General features: G+C 63.2%; 12 protein-coding genes and 1 pseudogene. 5 read left to right on the forward strand and 8 right to left on the reverse strand.

Features of this window, described 5'->3' with window-relative positions; translation table 11 throughout:
• Nucleotides 1-114 precede the first annotated feature (114 nt).
• The 4 genes from JNL55_RS09715 to JNL55_RS09730 all read right to left on the reverse strand — a co-directional run bounded on the left by JNL55_RS09715 (nucleotide 115) and on the right by JNL55_RS09730 (nucleotide 6256).
• Nucleotides 115-2835, reverse strand: coding sequence for a TonB-dependent receptor domain-containing protein (locus JNL55_RS09715; protein ID WP_293852458.1), 2721 nt, complete (start codon nucleotides 2833-2835; stop codon nucleotides 115-117).
• Nucleotides 2836-2968: 133 nt separating this feature from the next.
• Nucleotides 2969-4117: a FecR family protein gene (locus JNL55_RS09720; protein WP_293852459.1), complete on the reverse strand. Its 1149-nt coding sequence runs from the start codon at nucleotides 4115-4117 to the stop codon at nucleotides 2969-2971.
• 8 nt (nucleotides 4118-4125) lie between these two features.
• A complete protein-coding gene (locus tag JNL55_RS09725) occupies nucleotides 4126-4680 on the reverse strand; it encodes an RNA polymerase sigma factor (RefSeq protein WP_293852461.1) in 555 nt (184 codons plus the stop codon).
• 85 nt (nucleotides 4681-4765) lie between these two features.
• Complete coding sequence (locus tag JNL55_RS09730; protein WP_293852463.1) at nucleotides 4766-6256, reverse strand: aldehyde dehydrogenase; 1491 nt, start codon at nucleotides 6254-6256, stop codon at nucleotides 4766-4768.
• 106 nt (nucleotides 6257-6362) lie between these two features.
• Between JNL55_RS09730 and JNL55_RS09735 the strand changes: the two genes are divergently transcribed.
• From JNL55_RS09735 to JNL55_RS09750, 4 genes are read left to right on the forward strand one after another with little or no spacing between them, the layout of a single operon-like run.
• Complete coding sequence (locus JNL55_RS09735; protein WP_293852465.1) at nucleotides 6363-7118, forward strand: IclR family transcriptional regulator; 756 nt, start codon at nucleotides 6363-6365, stop codon at nucleotides 7116-7118.
• The gene (locus JNL55_RS09740) at nucleotides 7115-7792 is read left to right on the forward strand and encodes an HAD-IA family hydrolase (protein ID WP_293852467.1); all 678 of its coding nucleotides are present in this window, start codon (nucleotides 7115-7117) and stop codon (nucleotides 7790-7792) included. Before JNL55_RS09735 ends, JNL55_RS09740 begins: the two co-directional genes overlap by 4 nt.
• Nucleotides 7785-9134 carry an aminotransferase class III-fold pyridoxal phosphate-dependent enzyme gene (locus tag JNL55_RS09745; RefSeq protein WP_293852468.1) on the forward strand — a complete coding sequence of 450 codons (1350 nt, stop codon included), beginning with the start codon at nucleotides 7785-7787 and terminating at the stop codon, nucleotides 9132-9134. The genes JNL55_RS09740 and JNL55_RS09745 overlap by 8 nt, the downstream gene beginning before the upstream one ends.
• A gap of 48 nt (nucleotides 9135-9182) precedes the next feature.
• Nucleotides 9183-10271 carry an AraC family transcriptional regulator gene (locus JNL55_RS09750; protein WP_293852470.1) on the forward strand — a complete coding sequence of 363 codons (1089 nt, stop codon included), beginning with the start codon at nucleotides 9183-9185 and terminating at the stop codon, nucleotides 10269-10271.
• A 169-nt stretch (nucleotides 10272-10440) separates the two neighbouring features.
• Here JNL55_RS09750 and JNL55_RS37415 read toward each other — a convergent pair.
• The 4 genes and pseudogenes from JNL55_RS37415 to JNL55_RS09765 all read right to left on the reverse strand — a co-directional run.
• Nucleotides 10441-11370, reverse strand: a pseudogene (locus tag JNL55_RS37415) (MFS transporter); the annotation flags it as partial.
• Nucleotides 11367-12653 carry a Tm-1-like ATP-binding domain-containing protein gene (locus JNL55_RS09755; RefSeq protein WP_293852472.1) on the reverse strand — a complete coding sequence of 429 codons (1287 nt, stop codon included), beginning with the start codon at nucleotides 12651-12653 and terminating at the stop codon, nucleotides 11367-11369. The pseudogene JNL55_RS37415 and the gene JNL55_RS09755, both read right to left, overlap by 4 nt.
• The gene (locus tag JNL55_RS09760; protein WP_293852474.1) at nucleotides 12650-14347 is read right to left on the reverse strand and encodes an amidohydrolase; all 1698 of its coding nucleotides are present in this window, start codon (nucleotides 14345-14347) and stop codon (nucleotides 12650-12652) included. The genes JNL55_RS09755 and JNL55_RS09760 overlap by 4 nt, the downstream gene beginning before the upstream one ends.
• A 342-nt stretch (nucleotides 14348-14689) precedes the next feature.
• The gene (locus JNL55_RS09765) at nucleotides 14690-17971 is read right to left on the reverse strand and encodes an amidohydrolase family protein (protein WP_293852475.1); all 3282 of its coding nucleotides are present in this window, start codon (nucleotides 17969-17971) and stop codon (nucleotides 14690-14692) included.
• A 61-nt stretch (nucleotides 17972-18032) separates the two neighbouring features.
• Between JNL55_RS09765 and JNL55_RS09770 the strand changes: the two genes are divergently transcribed.
• Nucleotides 18033-19431, forward strand: a 1399-nt coding sequence (locus JNL55_RS09770) for a hypothetical protein (RefSeq protein WP_293852477.1), incomplete at its 3' end; no start/stop codon positions are given.

Below are 19431 nucleotides of genomic sequence, written 5' to 3' on the forward strand. Positions count from 1 at the left end.
CAAATGACACGACGCCGATGCCGGCCGCAATGACTTTTAGCATGTGAGATTGTGCGTTCAAGCGTGCGAGGTGCGCGACTCGCGGTCGCGCACCTCCGCGTTCCAAGTGAGAAGTCACTTTCCGGCGAAGTGATACACGAACCGCACGCCGTACATGCGCGGATCGAACGCCGCCTGCGCGCCACGATACGGGTAATTGCCCACGAACACGTCGTGCCAATAAACTTCATCGAGCACGTTTTCGAAGTACGCCGTCAGCGACCACTGATCCGCGAACACCCCGGCGCTCAGGTTGACCGTTTTGAACGACGGATTGAGATTGTCGGCCACCGGCCGGAGGGCATCGACGCGCTCACCCTGATAGTTGTAGTCGACGCGCAGTTGGCCTTGCAAGCTCGAGGTGACGGGCCGCGTGTAGATACCGCTCGCGTTCGCGGTGAACTTGCGACGCCCTGGAATATCGACGTCGCGATAGGTCACTCCTCCGAGCGTCACGCGTTCGATCTTGCCGTCGTTGTATCCGGCAGCGCCACGCAGCTCCAGGTGATCGGTCACCAGCACCGAGGATTCGAACTCCACGCCTTTGATGGTGGCCGCGCCGGAGTTGATGTCGAAGTAGAAAAAATCGTCCAGCCAATTCTGCGGATTCAGATTGGGCACCTGAGTGCTCACCTGCAGCTTGTCGTAGTCCATCTGGAACACCGCCAGGGCGTAGCTGGCCCGGCGATCGAACAGCGAACCTTTCAGGCCGATCTCGTAGTTGACCACGCGCTCCGGGTCGACCACCTTCGGCGCGCCAGCGTACAGCACCGGCGGATTGGTGTTGGCGTATCCCGGACGATAGCCGGTGGACCACTGCACGTAAGCCTTGGTCTCGGCAGTAAAGTCATGAGTCAGCGCCAGCCGGTGCGAGAACTGCTCCTTCGCGCCGCTGTACGTTTCGAAATTGCCGGTCAGCCGCGGCTGAAAGGTGATGGCGTCCCACGCCGTCTCCTGGCTAAAACTGGTTTCATCGCGCGTGACACGCGAGCCCGCCGAGAGATGCCAGCTGTCTGTGATATCCCAGAACACGTTGCCGTAGGCGCTGCGGCTTTCGATGCCGCGCCGGAAATCGTCGACATACACCGGACGCCAGCCCGCGTTCTGCGTGCCCAGCGTCGGAATGACGTAGGGCGGAAAGAACGGGCTGCCCTGCTGTATCCATACACCGGCCTCGTCGGACAGACCGCTGCGACGCTTCTCTTCGAGGTAGCTCACGCCGCCGACCCAGTTGACCGGCCCGTCATAGCTCGAGGTGACTCGCAGCTCGGCCGTCGTGCCGCGCTGACTTTTCGCACTGTAGTTCCTGTAGAGCGCGTACTCGGAGCGATCGTAGTCGAACGTTTGATGCGCGGAATACTCGTGCTGTCCGCCCAGCAGCGAGACAGTGTGCTTATCCATCGTATATGTCAGACGCGCCGATGCGATCTGATTCTCGATGAACACCGATTCGGGTGTATCACGGCGCACGCGGCCCCCGTTGCCACCGACTCTGTCGATGAAATCGATCGAGCCATCGGCGTAGTTGCCGCCCCATTCGGCAAAGCGGGCGTTGTAGAACTGCCTGCCGAACGCGGTGTTGAACAGGTCCACGCCGATGAAGTTGTTCATCCCGTAGTCCTGCTTCTCCTTGCCGAAAGAAAGATCCATGGTGAACCGTTCGGTCGGCGTCCAGCGCATCGCGAGGCTGCCGCCGAAGTTGTCCGAGGAGGATGAGTTGCCGGCGGCGACATTCTTGATCGCGCCTTCGCTGTCCTCCTTATAGAGCGAGGCGCGCAGGCCGACCGTATCGCCGAGCGGCAGATTGCCGGCCAGCTTGAACAACCGCGTATCGAATCGGCCGATGTCGACCGTGCCGGTCAGCTCGGTGGTCTCGGTATTGGGCTTGACGGTGATGATGTTGATGCTGCCGCCCATCGAGTTGCGGCCGCTCAGCGTGCCCTGCGGACCACGCAGCACCTCGATCCGTTGGATGTCCAGGAAACGAGCGCTCAGGATCGAGGCCGTGTCGGTCGCGCCGTAGCCGGCTTCATCGACGGTCACCGAGGTGGACTGGAACAGGCCGCCGGTAAACGTCGTCAACCCGCGCAGGCTGATGTCGCTGCCGTAATAGCGACCGAAATTGGTGAACGTCATATTGGGAACGGTCATGGCAAAGTCTTCGAAGCCCTGCACTCTCAGGGCCTCGATCTCTTCGCTGCCGAGCGCGGAGATGCTGATCGGCACATCCATGAGGCGCTGTTCGCGCTTTTGCGCCGTGACCACGACTTCTTCGAGTTGCTCGGTTTGCGTCTCACGGAGATCAGCCGTGGGCTTTGCGCCCTGCACACCCGCTTGAGCCAACCGGATCCGGCTCCAGAAAGACCGCGGCTCGCTCGCGCGAGCAGCTGTTTGATCGCCGCCGACCGCTGACGAGCCCTGGCCTCCAGTCGTATAGGTTGCACCGGGCGCGGCGATCACCGGCGCGCCCGGCGCCAGCTTCGCGGCCGTGACCGGCAGAATCGTGACGGTCTTCTCGTCGATGTAACGATAAGTGAGGCCGGTGCCGCCGAGCAGTTCCTTGAGCGCTTCGTCCTGCGTCAGCTGACCGAACACGCCGCGAGTCCGTTGCGCGATCACATCCTCGTCGGCATAGATGACATAGAGTTCGCGAGCCCGTGCCAACGAGTTGAGCGCCGTGGCAAGATCCTGCGGCTGGATACTGATCTGCTTGCGAATCGCGGCCTCGGCGCTGTCGGCATGCGACAGTCCTGCCAGAGTAAAGCACGCAACCGCGGATGCAACGAGTGTGCGCATAAGAATTCGTCCGCTCCCCAATTTGTTTCTGTGATGGCTGGTCGCGCGTTTCGCGACCACTTCACAGAGATAAGAGCGAACCCCGCGCCGATTTTGTAACCCACCGCTTGCTGGCGCGCCGGCGACCGGCACGTCATTGCTCCGGAGTGCCGGCGGACAGCCGGATGGTGTCACCGGTTTCGGCGACCGTGACGTGAAAGCGATCCTTCATGAACTGCACGATGCGCTCGGCACCCACCGCAGGAAACGTTCCACTCACTTTCAGCTGCAACAACTCCTCGTCGGTGACCTGCAACTGCCTCAGGTTGTGCCGGTTGAACTCGCGAACGACGTCACTCAGCGGCGCCCCCTCGAACACCAGCAAGCCCTGCGTCCACGCCGTGGCGGATTGGACATGAGCGAGCGCCAGCTTGCGCGCGGCCGTCGGCGTCACCCAAGCCTGTTCACCGGCGCCGAGAAACATCTCCCGGTCCACCTGCGCTCGCGAGTGATTCCCTGCAGTTGCCGCGGAGGTGAGTGTGTCGGCCGACTCGTCACCGGGAAGCGGCTCAAGAACCGCAGGCGGTGCGCTCGACATGACCTGAACCCGGCCCTCGATGACCGTCACCACGGCACCGCTGTTCTTGTGATTGACATCGAACTGCGTGCCCACGGCTCTAACCGTGACGCCGGCACTGCGAACCAGAAAAGGTCGTGCAGGATTCTTAGCCACGTTGAACAGCGCCTGCCCCTCACGCAGTTGGACCAAGCGTTCGGTCTCGCTGAAGGCGACCTTGAGACTGGAGCCGGCGTTGATGACGACCGTGGATCCATCGGGGAGCGTCACAGTGCGCTGCTCGCCTATGCCGGTTACATAAACGGAGCCACGCGAGTGCAGATACCATCCTGATAGTGCGAGTCCCACCGCGAGACAAATGCTCGCAGCGAGGGCGACGAACTTCGTTGGTCGACGCCGCTCTGCTGGCGGCACGCCCGCGCCGGAGGGCGTGTCGTGCGTATCGGAGGTGCGATCGAATGCAACGATGTCGGCTTCGCGTTTGGCGAGTTGCACCAGCGCCTCGATATCGCCGCCGGCAGGCCGTCTATCGACATGGTCCGCCTCTCGCCACAGCGCCGATACCCGCAAATAGGCATGCACGTGCTCGGGGGACGCGCACAGCCAGCGATGGAAGCAGGCACGGGCCGCAGCATCGACTTCGCCTTCGCTGAAACAAATCAGCCAGTCCGCAGCTTCCTGCCTGACATGGTTGTGCAAGCGACCACTGGCTCGGCGTCGGCTCATGAGTGTCCTTACTCTATCTCGTCGAGTCTGGCGTCGCAAAACGCGATCGCGCGGCTCAGGTATTTGCGGACCATGACGTGCGAAACACCGAGCTGCTCGCCGATCTCCACGAGCGTCATGCCCTCGCAGCGATACATGACGAGAGCGGCATACGCACGCGGCGATACCCGCATCAACTCCTCGCCGAGTTCCTCCAGGCGCTGCTCGATGTCCAGTTCGTCGGCTGGATCAGGCGCCAGCTCCACTTGGAGATAGTCGTGTGCATCGTCCACCAACCGCAGCGGATCTATCACCTCATGAGTCTGCAGCCGTCGCAGACGGTACTGGTGAAGCACGTGCGTGGCTACGGTGAACAGGTACGCCTGCGGATTGCGAATCGCCTCGTAGTCCTTGATCCGCAGCAGTCTCAGATAGATTTCCTGGATCAGATCGGGCAGGTCGGCGCGGCCTCTGCCCAGGCGGCTCGCAATGAAGCGACGCAGCCTGGTGCTGTATGCCTGCTCGATCGCGGTCACGAAGCTGCGTTGATTTGGCGTGGTCACGGTATCAGCGCGAACGTTCATCACGGGCAAGGTGACGCCAAACCGTCACGGGTACTTGACCGGAACCGCCGAAAATTTGACTTTTTCGCTCACCGCGGAGCGCGCCTCACAGCTGCATCCAAGCGCTGCGCAGTTCCGTGAACTTGTCCAGCGCGTGCAGGGATTTGTCGTGACCATTGCCCGATTGTTTGACGCCGCCGAGCGGCACCGTCAAGTCCGAGCCGCCGTAACAATTCACGTGGATCAGGCCGGCACGCACGGACTTGACCATTCGATGCGCGGTCGAGAGGTCGGACGTCCAGACGCCAGCAGCCAGGCCGAGCGCGGTCGAGTTGGCCAGCCGTACCGCCTCGGCTTCGTCGTCGAACACCATGCTCGCCAGCACCGGTCCGAAGACCTCTTCCCGTGCCAGCGCCATCGTCGGCGTCACGTCGGTGAAGATGGTCGGCTGCATGTAGTAGCCGCCAGTGTCCGCGAGAATGCGCGCACCTCCAGTGACCAGTTTCGCGCCCTCCGATTCGGCCGCACGCACACTTCGCATCAGTTTTGCGAGCTGATCCTCGCCACACACAGCCCCGATCTGCGTACCCGCAGCCAGCGGATCGCCGACCACCAGCCGTTCGGTGGCAGCGATCAGTTTTTCCATGAAACGCGCGGCGATCGAACGCTGCAGTAACAACCTCGTGCCAGCGATACACACCTGGCCGGAGTTACGAAACATGCCGTTGACCACTCCGGCAACCGCGGCATCCAGATCCGGCGCGTCGTCGAACACGATGTTCGGCGACTTGCCGCCCAACTCCAAATAGACGCGCTTCAAGTTCGAACGCGCGGACGCTGCCAGCAAGCTCCGCCCCACACCGCCCGAACCGGTGAACGCGATCACATCCACGTCGTCATGCTCGGCCAGCGCGGCACCACACTCGCCGCCGGAACCCGTCACGACGTTCAGCGCTCCCGCGGGCAGTCCGGCCTCGGCCGCCAAGCTCGCCACTCGCAGCAGCGTCAGCGATGCCTTCTCGGAAGGTTTCAATACAACGCAGTTGCCCGCGGCCAGCGCCGGCGCCAGCTTCCAGGCAGCGATCATCAACGGAAAATTCCAGGGCACGATGGCACCGACGACGCCCACCGGCAGCCGATGGACCAGTCCCAGAACGTTCGCGGGTGACGGCGCGATCTCGCCGTAGACCTTGTCGATGGCCTCCGCGTAGTAACGCAACGTCGCGGCAGCACTGAGCGGCTCGGCACGCAGCGCCATCGAAAGTTCGGTGCCATTCTCACGCACGCCCAGCACAGCCAGCTCCAGCGCATGGCTTTCGATCAGCTCCGCCCAGCGCAGTAAAACCTGGCGCCGCGCAGCGGGCGCGCTTCGCGACCACGAGCCGGATTCATAACAAGTTCGAGCGGCGTGAACCGCATCGTTCACATCGCTGCGCCCGGCGGCAGCGAGTGTCGTCAGCCGCGCACCGTCGATGGGACTGCTGACAGGCAGCACCTCGGCACGCCCGTCGCGCCACTTGCCATCGATATACAGCTGCTGAGGAGCGATGCGGTCCGCGCGCAACTGTTTCACTCGCTCGTACTGGGTCGTCGACACTCGAACTCCCTGGTTCAAATAGTGAACCGATATTTCATATAATGCTTGCCCTGCTCACCCCCTTGCGTCAAGGTGCCTGCCCTCAGACCCTTGCGGATTGGCACCGATGACCACGATCGATCGAGCCCTCGCGTTGCTGGAACATTTCTCCGAAACTCGTCCGGCCATCGGCCTGACGCAGCTTGCGGCACTGTCCGAGTACGACAAGGCAACCACGCGGCGCATGCTCATGGCGCTCACGCGTTGCGGCTACATCGAGCAGGATCGAGCCACCAAGGAATATCGGCTCGGCGCCGCCCTGGTGCGTCTCGCCCGCGTGCGCGAGGCGACGTTTCCGATTCAGTCCATCATCGAACCCATGCTGCGCAAGATCGTGGAGGCGACGGGGGAAACGGCGCACTTCTCGCTCGCATGCGGCGCATCGCTCGCGACCTTGGGGCTGGTGGAAAGCTCGCGTGCCCATTGCGTGCGCCTCGAAAAGGGCGAAGCGCTGCCGCTGCATGCGACGGCTTCAGGGATTGCCTTTCTGGCCTTCGCTGCCCCCGGCAACGGCCTGCCCCCTCGGGCCAGCTTGCGAGCATTCACGCCGAAAACCGTCACGGACGTCGCCAAACTGGGCACCAAGATCGCTGCCGCTCGACGTAACGGCTGGGCATCCTCGGTGGACGGCTACGAAGATGGAGTGTTCGGTCTGGCCGCGCCGGTGTTCGGCGCCGACGGCTACGCCATGGGCGCGGTGGCGATTGCCGCCCCGAGTTCGCGAGTGACCACCAGACTCGAGCCGCGGCTGCGCGCAGTCATCACCGACGCAGCGAAAGAGATATCGCAGGCCCTGGGCGGCTCGTCCGAGGCCGCTGCATGACCATCGCGCCACGGGCCCTGGTGCTCGATTTCGGCGGAGTGATCTCGCGCACGATGTTCGAAACTCATGCCGAGACCGAGCGCGCGCTGAATCTGGCGCCGGGCACGCTCACATGGCGTGGGCCGTTTGATCCTTCGACCGATGCTCCATGGCAGCAAATGCAGGCCGGCCAAATCAGCGAGCGCGACTACTGGCTGCGACGTGCCGCGGAGGTAGGCGCCCTGGTCGGGGAACGATGGACGTCGATGGCGGAGTTGGTGCGACGGGCTCGAGGTAACGCGCCACGCATCGTGATTCGACCCGAAGCGCTGGCCGCGATCGAGCGCTGCGCGGCCGCCGGCATCAAACTTGGCATCCTCTCGAACGAACTCGACCTGTTCTATGGCGCCGACTTTCGCGCCAAGCTGCCGTTTCTCGCTCGCTTCGACACCATCGTCGATGCCACGTACAGCAACCTGCTGAAACCCGATCCAATGGCCTACGCAACCTGCGCTGACGCCCTGGGCGTGAGCGCGACGGAATGCGTCTTCGTGGACGATCAACCACGCAACGTGAAAGGCGCGCGCGACGCTGGCATGCATGCCGTGCAGTTCGACGTGCGCAACCCGCAAGCAAGCTTCAGCGAGGCTCTGACCCCGTTCCGTCTGTCGATCAGCGAGACCCCACATGCTTGATTCCCGAGCCGCCTCACCCAGCACCGCTTCTCATTTGTGGTATCCGATGGCGCACCCCGCCGAGATGCTGGCCCATCCGCCGATCGTGCTGGCCAAAGCCGAGGGCGTGATGCTCGAAGACCAGACCGGGCACCGCTCGCTCGATGCCGTCGGCGGCCTGTGGTGCGTGAACCTGGGACACTCGTGCGAGCCGGTGAAGGATGCGATTCGCGAGCAGCTCGACATCCTGCCGTTCTTCAACGCATTCCGAGGCACCTCGAACGAGCCGGCCATCGACCTGGCTGCGAAACTCGCGGAGTTCTTCCGGCCCGAAGGACTGACCCGCGCGTTCTTCACGTCCGGTGGCTCCGATTCGGTCGACACGGCGCTGCGGCTCGCCCGCCAATATCACAAGATCCGCGGACAGCATGACCGGGTGAAATTCATTTCCCTGAAGAAGGCGTACCACGGCACGCACTTCGGCGGCGCTTCGGTGAACGGCAATGCCAACTTCCGGCGCAACTACGAGCCGCTGCTGCCGGGCTGCTTTCACATTCCGTGTCCCTGGCCGTATCGCAACCCGTTCAACGAAACCGATCCGCAGCGTCTCGCCGAGCTGTGCGCGGCATTGCTGGAGGATGAAATCAAATTCCAGGGCGCGGACACGGTGGCCGCGTTCATCATGGAGCCGGTGCTCGGCGCCGGCGGCGTCATCCCGCCGCACGACAGCTTCATGCCCATGGTTAAGGACATTTGCACACGACACGGCATCCTGCTGATCGCGGACGAAGTCATCACCGGGTTCGGACGCGCCGGAGCGCCGACCGGCTCGCGGCTGTACGGCGTGCAGCCCGACCTGCTGTGTACCGCCAAGGCGCTCACCAACGGATATTTTCCCCTCGGGGTAGTGATGATTGCCGAGCAGGTCGCGCAGGCTTTCGAATCCAACAAGGACAGCTTCGGTGCGATCGGCAGCGGTTATACCTACTCCGCGCACCCGGTCGGCGCGGCGGCCGGCCTGGCGGCACTGGAACAGATCGAGAAACTGCAAGTCTGGGTCAATGCCGCCGAACGTGGCGGCGAGCTATTGACCTCGCTACGTCAACTCCAGCAAGAATATGCCATCGTCGGCGATGTACGCGGCCGAGGCTTGATGGCTTGCCTGGAGCTGGTGGAAGACCGCGCCAGCAAGACCCCGATCGCCAAGGAGCGCATCAACCGCGTGTTCGCGCAGACCTACCGCAGCGGAGTCATGGTTCGAATCTCGGGCAATTGCGTCATCGTTTCCCCTCCGCTGGTGATTTCCGCGGCGGACGTGCAGACGATCGCTGCGGCGCTTGCGCGAGGGCTGGCGGCTGCATAGGAGTCGCCACAACCTTCGCGTCCCAGTCGCCACATCGGAGCCGCCGCCATGACTGTCTCTGGTTCTCACCCCGCCATCGCCTCGCACGTCATCAAGACCATCGTGGAGTGCATGGACAGCCAGCGTTTCGGCAGCGAGGAATTTCTCCGCGCCATGCGGATCGACCGCGGCCGGCTCTCGGATCTGAACGGTTTCATGTCACTGCGCGATTACGTGGCCGCGCTGGAACGCTCCGCCACCCTCATCCGCGAGCCGCGGCTGGGTCTCAAGCTAGCTGCCGCCATCGGTCCCGAGGCGCTCGGCGCGATGGGCTTCGCGTTTCTCAACGCACAGTCGCTGGCCTGCGCGCTGGATGGCCTGCAGCGCTACATCAAGACCATCCAGGACTGCACGCGGCAGGAAGTCATTCGGAGCGACAACCAAGTCCAGCTCACGTACCGGATCGAAGACGACCGCATCGCGCCCCGCCGCCAGGACGCGGAATTCTCGATCGGCCTGATTCATCAGATCATGCGCACTTACGGTGGCCAGAAGTACAAGCCGTTCAACGTGCACTTCGAACACGAGCCTGGCGGCGCATTGAAAAGTTACGACGAATATTTCGGCTGCCCGGTGTATTTCGGCCAAGGCTGTAATCTGATCGCCCTGCGCACCGAAACGCTGCAAGTATTCTCGCCGGGCGTAAACGGCGCCTTGCATCGTTTGCTCAATGCGCAGCTGGAACAATCGCTACGCTCGCGGGCAGCGCTGGACTCGACCTCCGGACGAGTACGCGGCTTGCTGACGGACGAGCTGATCGAATCGGTCGCCAGCGCCAGCCACGTCGCCGGCCTGCTCGGCGTCTCGGTGAGCACCATGAACCGCCGGCTCGCGCTCGAAGGCGTCAGCTTCGGCGAACTGCTCATGGCGAAGCGTCGTCAACTCGCCGAACGCCTGCTGGCGCATAGCGAACTGCCGATCGCCGAGATCGCCGCCCGTCTCGGTTACGGCGAAAATGCCACTTTCACACGGAGCTTCCATCGCTGGACGGGGCTGCCGCCACGCTCATACCGGCAGCGTCAGGCGCCACGCGGGCAGCGTTCGCGGCATGCAACCGCACATGCGTCACCAGCGGCAACATCAGCAACAGCAGACTGAGCGAGAAAAAAACCAAGCTCAATTCGATGGTGCGATCGAAACCGGTATCGTCGACCGCGTACGCGCCGATGGCCGGTCCCACGCCCAGGCCGATCATTTGTGCCGCGACGGCGTAAACCACCATCATGCCGCGCCGGTCATAACTCGCGACCGAAGCGAGGATGTACGGCAGCACCATGTTCCATAGATAGTTGAAGGCGACCACGGAGACAGCGAACGTCGCCAACGAAACACCGCCGAGCAGCGGCAACAGACTCGCGGCGCCACCTAGAACGCCAACAACCAGCGGCGTGCCGCGCCCCCATTTCTTTCCCAGCACCAGCGCGGTCAGCGCGCCCAGGATCGCGACGACCTGCGAAATCGTGAGCGCATTGGCCACCGGCTGTTCGCCGAGCCCCGCGTGCGTTCCGATCAGGAACAGATAGGCCCAGGCAATTCCCTGCGCGATGTTGTAGGCCAGCACTCCCGCCAATGCCGAGCATTTGTAACCAAAGCGCAGTTCGAGCGCATCCGCATTCGGTTCGCTACGGCTCTCGGCGAACTCGGGCATGTTCCGGGCGATCGCCAGACCAATCATCGACAGACCCGCGACGATGAACAGGAAGCCCTGCATCCCGAATGCGGAGAAAATCACCGGCATCGCCAGCAGACCGACCGCGCCGTAGACCAGCACCCACGTCAGGTAAAGCGAGAAGCCGCGATCCGGATCGCGAGTCAGCCCCACGCCGGCCCAACTCAGAGAAATCATCGCGCCCAGCGCCAGTCCGGCCACGCCACGCGCGGCGGCAAACGCAACCGGGTCTTGAACAAACGCGGATGCGACGTTCGCCGACGCCGCCAGCAGCGAAGCCCAGAACAACACCTTGCGCCAATTGCTGCGAGAAGCGAGGAAACTCATCGCCGTGGCGGTGACTGCAACTCCCAACATCTCCACCGACGCGATGAAGCCTGCCGCGCGCTCAGAGAAACCGAGCATCTGCACCAGACCTTGCACGAAGCCGGGTTGCACGATGAAGACCTGGACGCCGATCACGCCGAACAGCATCGCCGACCAACGGGCCTTGCGGCTGTTCGGATCGAAACGGCTCAGCTCCATCATGCGTCGATACTCTCCGCCGATACGTCGCGGCGCTGGGTGGCACACTGCCCGGGCGACGGAACGATACCAGTACGCACCCAGCCGTCGAAAACACTCAGCGCACGCTGCACGAACGCGCTGTCGTTGATGTGCGCATCGACTTCGAAGAGCTGCGTGGGCGGCTTGACCGTTTCCCGAAAAGTCCGCACGCACGCAGCCAACGCTGCGTCGTCCCTGAGCGGGCCACCCTCGCGGTCCCACTCGTGAAAACCATGCAGCGGCAGCAGAAACGCGACGGGGCTGCGAGAACGGCCGAGGCGAGCCGCGACGTCGCGCGCTACTTCACAACGCTCCACAGCATTGGTCTTCGCCGACGACAACAACCGATTGTGTGCGTGGAACTCCCGCCCCCGCAGCCGTGGCGGGAAGTCTTGCCAGCCCGCGACATCGACCAGGTCCATCGCTCCGGGCGCGACCAATTGCGGAATGCCGGCGCGCCCCGCGGCAGTCAAACGCTCGGGCCCGGCCGACACGACGCTGCCGAAATGATGATTGGTGACTTCCTGGATCGCGAAATCGAACACGGCGGCGAAGCGCCCCTGCTGCGCCAACGCTTCGAACGCACGGCCGCCAATGCCGGTGGCGTGAAATACCGCCGGCTCGTAACCGCGCGCTTCGAGCGCGGGCACCAGCTCGACCATATATCGCAGACAAGATTTGCCGAACGAGGTGATACCGATCATGGGCCGCTCCGATCGCGACGGCACGACGCCGCGAGCCGACCCGCACACTGCTCCCGCCGCCTGACTCAGCACCGATCTGCAGATGCCGTTGAGTCCATAGAGCCCGCCGGCCCAGAGAATCATCGTCAAATCCGGCGCCAGACGTTCCGGTGGGATCAGATGAGAAAAAGCGATCGTCGATACGATCATCTTGGGCATGCCCAGCGGCAGCACGGCCGCCACGTCGAGCGCCAGATCGGTGCCCATGCTGCCGCCAAGCGCCAGCAACGCGTCGATCCGTCCCTCGCCGGCCAGAGACCGGGCGATGCACACGGCACCGATGGCCATCGTAGCCATCGCCACGTTCTCGTCGCCGGATGTCGCCACGGTGTCCAGAGGAACCCCGGCCGCCGCCGCGACCTCCGAGTTGCGGATATGCACGGGTGCTTTCGCGGGCCCGACACCCACATCCATGATGACGGCCAACGCACCCGCCTCGGCGATGCACCGTTGCACGAACAACAGCTCGTCGGCCTTGGTGTCGGCGGTGCCGACCACCAACACTCTGATCACGCCGCTCATCGTCGGCCGTCGTCGTTCTGATAGACGACTTCGCCGTTGATGAGTGTCAGGCGCACTCGCGTGTCGTGTACGGTGCCGATCTCGGCTCGCAACGGGTCGCGATCCACGACGATGAGGTCCGCGAGCATGCCGCGCTCCAGGCGGCCAAGCCGGTCCGCATGCCCGGCGGCTCGAGCCGAGTTGACAGTGAACATATCCAGCGCTTGCTGGCGAGTCACCGCTTGGCCGGGCGCCAGTTCCGGACCGCCTCCGGGCGGACGGCGCGACACCAAGGTTTCCATGCCGATCCACGGATTGACCGAAGGCACGACGGACCAGTCCGAGCCGGGCACTACCAGAGCCTGCGCGTCGAGCGCATCCTTCACCGGAATCCAGCGCCGCATGCGCTCATCGCCGACTGCCTTGCGAATGTCGGCGATGATGGGATTCTCGAACCAGATGTACGGGGAAAACTCGAACACCGCGCCAAGCGCAGCCGCGCGCGTCAGGTCCGATGGATCGATGAAACTATCGTGCCCAACCTGGTGAAGACGCCCTGTGTATCCATTCGCGCGGCGCGCCGCTTCGATCGCGTCGAGCGCCGAGCGAACCGCACCATCTCCGGCCGCATGGAATTTCACCAGCAACCCCTGCCGATCGAATCGCATGACGGCCGCGTTCAGCTCTTGCTGCGGAACCAGCAACAAACCGCGAGCACGCGTGTCATGGGAGAGTTCCAGCCCGGCGTAAGGAGCGAGCATCGCCGCCGTGTGCGCGTCGGTGGGCACACCGTCGAGGAAGGCTTTGATACAAGACGGCGAGAAGCGATCGCGCGCATAGCTGTTGCGTCGTTCGATGACGCTGTCGTCGGCCGGCCCGTCCAACGCTTGCCGCCAGGGGATGCATGCGATCACGCGCTGTTTCAATTCGCCCGCGTCCGCCAACGCGGCATACGCCCGCAATGCCTTTTCATCGGCCAGCGCGTCCGCGAACGAAGTGATGCCGTAAGACAGCATGAGCTGCAACGACCATTTCAACGCGGCGACATTCTGTTCGGGCGTGGCCGGCGGCACGATGCGCCTGACGAGTTGAGCCGCCGCCTCGCGCAGCACTCCGGTCGGCTTGCCGTCGCGACTGCGCTCTATCACGCCTCCCGCGGGATCGGGCGTCTTCGCATCGATGCCCGCCAATTGCAGCGCCTTGGAATTGACCCACAAGCTGTGCAAGCTGATGTCGGTCAGGACCACGGGGTGATCCGGGGCGGCCTGATCCAACAATGCGACATTCAACGCGCGTCCCACCGACGCGCCATCCCACTGACCGCCGATGATCCAGGTGCCTTTCGGTTTTTCGCCGGCGCATTTCTTCAGCGCCTCGCGGATCGTGGCGGCGCCGGCTCCTTGCGGAAAGTTGCACTGCTGATGCGCCAGCCCCGCCATCAGCGGGTGCACGTGCATGTCATGCAGTCCCGGCAGCACGACGTCCCCGCCCACATCCACGACGCGCGTCGTTGACGATCGCAGCTTGCGCACGTCCTCTTCGGCACCGATCGCGACGATCACACCGGATTGAATGGCAACCGACTGGGCGGTGCCGTCGATGAAACCATTGTCGAGAATCAAATCCGCGGGCGAGCCAGCTTGCGCTGCCGCTGTGATGAGCCAAAGCACGGGCACGCCCGCCAACGACCGCACCCATCTTGTCAACGTCGTCATCGAAACCTCAACTGACTCACGCGCAGTGCGCGGCGATCCGCCGCGCCACCGTTTCCAACGCCTTGATATGCCGCTCGCGAGGCAGCCCGATGACCACCCGATCGATCGCGAAGGCGTTACTTGAGCAAGGGTGGAACGAAAGGCGGCACTGAGCTTGACCGGATGGCGCGCACTTTTGACTTTGCCGCGCGGCGCTCCGCCGCCTGGATCAACATGTCGGCGGAAATGAACCTGCCGAGGTCCGGGTCGTAGACCCGGCCGTTCGTATGAACCAGTTCCACGTTGTCCAGATGCTCGTGGAAAGTGAACCCGCACTGAGCATCGCAGCGCCTCCGATGTCGATCATTCCGCCTGGGCATGCCACCACAGGCGCGGCGGCGGCGCCTCATTCGGCCAGACTTGCGCCAGCGTCGCGCTCTCGAACACTCGACCATCGCTGATCGTGTAGAGAACGCTGTCGGTGTTGCGGAGGTTGTCCAGCGGATTACGTTCCAACACGATCAAGTCGGCGAGCTTGCCCGCCTCGACGCTACCGAGTTCCGCCTCGAGGCCCAACGCCTGAGCGGCAGTGCGAGTCGCCGCCGTTAGTGCCTGGCGAGCCGACAGGCCCCGGCCATCGGCATGCAGGGTCCACATTTCCCAATGAAAGCGCAGCCCTTGAAGATGACGAAGCGCGTGCGCCCCCACTCCCACCTGTCCACCTGCTTCGACGATGGCTCTCGCAGCAGCCGCTTGCAACATCGGATACTCCGCTGAGCGAGGAGCCTCGTGCTCATCGGCATCTAACATCGCGGCAGCGCCCTTGACGATGTTCGGCGATACGAAGCGCACCACCCGCGGATGATTCTCAGGTTTGAACTCGAGAGTCCATCGATTGAGCGGCGAATAGGTGGCCGGCGTCATCGCCAGCACCGGCGTATAAACGATCCCGCTGCGTGCATAGACTTCGACCACGTCCTTGTAGAGCGGCGCATGCGGAATCGGATGCTCCTGTCCTTCGGCGCCGTCCAGCACCATCGTCAAATCCCATTTGAAATTGCGTGCGGATTCAGAAGTCACGCGCATGCCGAGACGGTTCGCCTCCGTAAGAAACATGCGCCGCTGGCTGCGATTGCCCGCGAGATAGAACTTCACCGTATTGGTCCGATAGTAATCGCGAAATTTTCCGATGACATCGCGCACTTCTTGCGGCGATTCAAAATGAATGTCGGACTGAATGGCGGGACCGGTCGTGAACAAGCGCGCCGCGAGGATCGCCCCGCTCTCGACCAGGTCGGCATAAGCGAACAGGTCGGTGGTGAAACTTTGCGGATCTCGAGTTGCGGTCACTCCATAAGCAAGGTTGGCCAGGAACGGCGAGACCGGCCCGGCTGCTATCCCATCGCGATTCAGCACCGACCAATGCGCATGCAAGTCGATGAACCCCGGCAGGATGTACTTCCCGGTCACGTCCAGCACCCGCGCATTCGTGATGCGTAGTGCTTCCTGCTCGGGCAGGATCGCCTCGATTCGATTGCCGGCAATGACGACAGCATGGCCGCTCAGCGACGCGGTGCCGGTCATCGGCAGAATGGTTGCGCCCTTCAGCACCAGCTTGTGTGACGATCGCGTGGGTCGAGGCAACGGGATATTGACGCGCGCTGCATGCACAGCTTCGCGCAATTTATCCGAGGTCGGCAACCTGCTCGCGTCGAGCGCATTCACATCGAGCGTGGCGATTTCGTTGCCCAGCGACCAGATGGCATAGCGACCGTCGTCCGACCACTCCATTTGATCGACACCGTGACGAGTGAGCTTGCGGGCGCCATCCGAGAGCGTGAGTCGTTCCTCGCCACTCGCAGGCTTCGGCACCAGGTAGAGCTGTTCGGCCAGCTTGACGAGATACAGGTCGCCGCGCGGACTGACCCGGATATCGTCCGCCGGACGCGAGTTGCGCCTCATATATTCATCGAACGGCTGCTCCATCGACAGAATTCGGCTCGACTGCCTGCTATCGAGGTCGAATGCCATCAGTCCGTCGTGAGCATGAAAGAAAACGCGCTGATCCCCTGCCACTCGATGCGCCTTGCCGAGCTGTGGATAGTAGAACCGCGCCTTCGGCGGTGCGTCCGTCAGCACCCGCTCGGCACCGTCGTCGAGAGCGATCCTCACAAGCTGTAGACCCTTCACAGGGGCACCTGACTTCTGCGTATTCAACAACAACTCGCGCGTGCTCGTTTTCTGCGCGATGACGCTGCCATCGGGCCACCACGTTGGCCAGGCGTAATAGGCCGCCTCACGCGTGATCTTCACGGGCACGCGCTCGGGCGTTGTCACATCCAGGCGCCAGATGGCGCCACCGATCATCGGATCCCAACTCACGTACACCAAGCTGCGACCGTCAGGCGACCATTGAGGATGAAATGCGTTGGTCGGAGTCGCCAGCTTGCGATACTTCGCGGTATGCAGGTCGTAGAGATAGAGCCCGCCCAGCGCCGACAAAACCACAGTGCGCGCATCCGGCGCGAGATCCAGTGATTGGAACAATCTCACCGGATGTGTGTCGGTGAGCTTGACCGAGTTGCCGAGCGGCGCATGATTGGCTAGCGCCAGATTCACATCGGCTCGAAACTCAATATCCGTGCGTGCGCCATCAGCCACTGCGAGACGCTGAATTTTTCCGCCCGAAGCCAGCACCACAGCGCTGCCATCCGGGGTGAAGCCATAGCCGGGCAGAATGTCGCGATTGAAGTCTTCGCTCTCCTGGTCGTCACGGTCGAGGTTCGACACGAGCACACGCCGCACGCCGCTGTTCAGATCGAGAAGTTTCATCGCGGTCGGTCCATCAGGTCCGTCGAGCCGAGTCGCGTAGGCCAGCAAGCGGCCGTCGGCGGATAGCCGCGGGCGAAATGCACTGCCCGGTTCCGTCACGACAGCGACATCATCGCCAGTCGTTACATCGACACGATGAATCGCCCAGATTGGAAACGCCACATTGCGCGGATGCCGCCCGATGCGACGCGCGTAGTAAATAAATCTGCCGCTGCTATCGAACGTCGCTCCGATCGCGCTGATCTCGTTGCGTGCGTCCGCAGTCGAGTTGACCGATGAATGCTGTCCCAGCAACCGCCCCGCCAGATCGAACTCGACGAGTTCGTACCCGGTGCGATAGCCACGTAGCGTGCGCGACACGACGATCGACTTGCCACTCGGATGCCAGGTCGGAGAAGCAAACATTCCCCACTCCTCGTGCGTGAGCTGGCGCGCCTCGCCGCCGTCGCTGCGAGCTATCCAAAGATTTTCGGCCCCGTCGCGATCGCTGATGAACGCCACCCAGCGGCCATCCGGGGACAATGCAGGCTGACTATCGAACGCCGGCCCACGTGTGAGCGCCGTGGCCTTGCCGCCCTTCATCGGCAGCAGGTACAGGTCGCCGAGCAGCTCGAAAACCAAGCCGCGACCGTCGGCAAACACGTCGAGCGACAACCAAGTGCCCTCTTCGGCAACGAATTCAAGCGATTCTTGATCGAGGGGGCTGATCGAGCTGCGATCCACGAGTGGCGCCGCCTCGATGCTCGTTCCGCCTCCGAGCAGCATCAATGACAATAGCGACGTCAACGCGACGACCACCCGACTGAAGAACATGAAGGAGGACTCCTGGTGTAGATGCAGGCTCAGGGCAATGAGGCTCTTCCTGGTTAAACGAATGAGCGGGGCACAACTGAACGTCGCCGCGCGCTTCGGTTCCGATCCCGTCGTCTCGACCGTTTACGACCTACCCGATCACCGCAGCGGATACTCGACCATGCGCGCGCGACTGTTCCTTACCGCCCCACTCGCATTCATGGCGTTGGCATCTGCGCCAAATGCGGCACCGAGCGACGATCGCCGCTTCACTGTCGCCGACTCCATCGAGATGCAGCGGATCGTGGCTCCCGAACCCGACGGTGCATTCCGATTCGCGCCGAATGAAAAACAGGTCCTGATGGTCACCGCGCGGGGCAATCTGCAAACCGGCGCCAACGATTTCTCGCTGTGGGTGTATTCGACGCAGGCGATCCTGGCCTCGCTGCGAGCACGCGCCTCGACACCGGCACCGCTGCGGGTAGCGCAGTTCTCATCGACGTCAAACCAACCCGGAATCGACGACGCTCGCTGGCTGGCCGACAGTCGCCGCATCGCATTTCGGGCCAGCGCCGAATCCGGGCCACCGCAGTTATATGTCTCTGATACGCAAACCGGACAGGTGCAGAAGCTCGTGAACGTGGCCGGCGGGGTATGGTCCTACGACATTGCTGGCGACACGGTTATCTACACAACGCGAGCCGCTGCCATGCCAACGCCCTCTCGAAACCAGCGGCGGCCGTCGTTGTCGTTGACCGACGAGAGTCTGTTAGCTGTGCTCAATCCAAGCAGCAGCCCTGCCAAATTCGTCACTCGCGTGCGCAATCTGCGCAGCGGCCAGGACTTCGCGGTCGATGAAGAACCAGCGCCGCTGCAACCGACCACGCGGGGCGTTTGGCTCTCGCCGAATGGCGAGTACGCAGTGGCGTTGAGACCTTATCATCACTGGTCGACAACGTGGACTCGATACGCCTTCGCTCGAGCGATCCGACAACTCACGGCGTCGGACATCGCGGCCTCGCAAACGCCGCCGTCGTGGATCGCTCGTTTTGTGCTCATAGACACACGTAAGGGAACGGTCACCACGCTCATCGATGCACCGACCGGCGAACTGGTCGAAGCAAACCCCGCGCCCTCGGCTCTGTGGGCCACAGACTCGCGCTCGGTCATTTTGGTGAACACGTTGCTACCGCTGGACGCGGCAGGCGCGCAGCCAACCGCTGCCATCGTGGAAACGGACTTATCGGGCAACTCGCGTCGCCAGATCACGGCGCTCAACTCTTACTGGAACGACACGCGTTTCGTGCGAGTGTCTTCGGTGGACCGCCCCAACAACGACACGCTGAGGCTGCATCGAGCGAACGTCGATGGGCCGCTGCCGGCCTGGAGCTATCGAGCGGTTGGCGGCACGTGGCGACGGATCGAGCAGGCCGCCTGCAACGGCGGGATTGTGCTGACCATCGAGGAGAGCCTGAATGTTG

This window comes from Steroidobacter sp. (genome assembly GCF_016790065.1).
GTDB lineage: Bacteria > Pseudomonadota > Gammaproteobacteria > Steroidobacterales > Steroidobacteraceae > Steroidobacter.

What these genes read in the sequence shown, in the direction of transcription:
- JNL55_RS09715 (WP_293852458.1), bottom strand. Translation starts at nt 2,835, where the DNA reads ATGCGCACACTCGTTGCATCCGCGGTTGCGTGCTTTACTCTGGCAGGA.
- JNL55_RS09720 (WP_293852459.1), bottom strand. Translation starts at nt 4,117, where the DNA reads ATGAGCCGACGCCGAGCCAGTGGTCGCTTGCACAACCATGTCAGGCAG.
- JNL55_RS09725 (WP_293852461.1), bottom strand. Translation starts at nt 4,680, where the DNA reads ATGAACGTTCGCGCTGATACCGTGACCACGCCAAATCAACGCAGCTTC.
- JNL55_RS09735 (WP_293852465.1), top strand. Translation starts at nt 6,363, where the DNA reads ATGACCACGATCGATCGAGCCCTCGCGTTGCTGGAACATTTCTCCGAA.
- JNL55_RS09740 (WP_293852467.1), top strand. Translation starts at nt 7,115, where the DNA reads ATGACCATCGCGCCACGGGCCCTGGTGCTCGATTTCGGCGGAGTGATC.
- JNL55_RS09745 (WP_293852468.1), top strand. Translation starts at nt 7,785, where the DNA reads ATGCTTGATTCCCGAGCCGCCTCACCCAGCACCGCTTCTCATTTGTGG.
- JNL55_RS09750 (WP_293852470.1), top strand. Translation starts at nt 9,183, where the DNA reads ATGACTGTCTCTGGTTCTCACCCCGCCATCGCCTCGCACGTCATCAAG.
- JNL55_RS09755 (WP_293852472.1), bottom strand. Translation starts at nt 12,653, where the DNA reads ATGAGCGGCGTGATCAGAGTGTTGGTGGTCGGCACCGCCGACACCAAG.
- JNL55_RS09760 (WP_293852474.1), bottom strand. Translation starts at nt 14,347, where the DNA reads ATGACGACGTTGACAAGATGGGTGCGGTCGTTGGCGGGCGTGCCCGTG.
- JNL55_RS09765 (WP_293852475.1), bottom strand. Translation starts at nt 17,971, where the DNA reads ATGTTCTTCAGTCGGGTGGTCGTCGCGTTGACGTCGCTATTGTCATTG.